This is a genomic window from Vibrio sp. 1F169 (genome assembly GCF_041439605.1).
Lineage (GTDB): Bacteria > Pseudomonadota > Gammaproteobacteria > Enterobacterales > Vibrionaceae > Vibrio > Vibrio tasmaniensis_A.
Genome location: NZ_JBGOOI010000177.1, coordinates 1 through 1,272 on the forward strand (window position 1 = coordinate 1; position 1,272 = coordinate 1,272).

General features: G+C 43.6%; 1 protein-coding gene. It reads right to left on the reverse strand.

Annotation, left to right across the window (positions count from 1 at the left end; translation table 11 throughout):
• A partial coding sequence (locus ACED53_RS23445; RefSeq protein ID WP_102579913.1) for an ISL3 family transposase occupies positions 1 to 1,177 on the reverse strand: 1,177 nt, incomplete at its 3' end.
• Between the last annotated feature and the right edge of the window lie 95 nt (positions 1,178 to 1,272).

The window sequence follows — 1,272 nt, forward strand, 5'->3', positions numbered from 1 at the left end:
GGAAAGCCGCTTTTATCTTCAAGAAGAAGTAGTCTGTATCTCGATACCCATACCCCATTCGTTTGATTAGCTTTATCTTGTTGTTTATCCCTTCCAATGTGCAGGTGTTGAGCGGATAACTTGCCGATGCGAGAATGCCGTGAAGATAAGGACTCAGTTTTCGTGCGAACTCTTTTAATGGCTTAATCCCACTCTCTTGTACTTGTGCCCACCACGCCTCCCAGAGCCCCTTGGCATGCACTTCTGATTCACAATACCAAAGCTCTTTGAGTTGTGCTCCGAGGATGTAAGTGGTCATTAAGTCCTTATTGATATTCAATATTTCTGTAAGATAGCTGTCTTGCTGTGTATTTAAGTTGCCTCTATTTTTCAACAACACCCAGCGTGAACGCTTGACCCATTGCCTCGCTTTTTTATCTTGCTTGAGTTTGTTGGCTTGGTCGACTCTGACTCTATCCATTACCTCACGACCGAACTTAGCAACAACATGGAATAAGTCGTAAACGACTTTTGCGTTCGGACAGTGCGCTTGAACTTCAAGGTCAAAAGCCGTATTCATATCCATCGCGACCGCTTCGATATTGTTGCCATGCTTGCCTAACAGCTCGAAGAACGGTCGTATGTCCTTGCGACTACGGCCTAACCCTATCCAAATGACTTGGTGAGTCTTAGCGTCAGCGATGACCGTGGCATATCGATGTCCTTTAAAGATGGCGAACTCGTCCATGACGAGTTGCCTTAAATCTTCCCATTTTACTGACGGTACAACTTGTCTCAGCCGTCGTTTATCTATTTCCTTAATGGTGTGCCAATGAACGCTCGTTAATTGGGAGATATGCTTAATGGGAAGAAGAGGTAATAGTTGTTCTATATAGCTTTTTAGGCGCTTCGTTATGCGAGCATAAGGCTCTAACCAAGATATAGACTCTGTTTTTATGCCGCAGTTACGACACTTAATCCTTCGTGTTTGAACGTAAAGTTCAACAGGAACACCGAGTAACATGGCATCCTTTACATGACGCCATTGATACTCGTGGATAGCTTCGGCTTCAAGACCACAAAGACACTTAGCCTCAGAGTTAGGTTTAAGAGTCAGGGTAATAAGTGATGCTGTCTGGTGAGACTTTACTATTTGAAAGCCTTCCCAGAATGAAGATAGGAAAGTATGATTCGGCATAGAAACGGTAGTTTGTGTATGATTTTTGTTTGGCGACTAAACCATATCACTTACTACCGTTTTTGTTTTGAGTTCCCGCTAATCCGCGATGAACC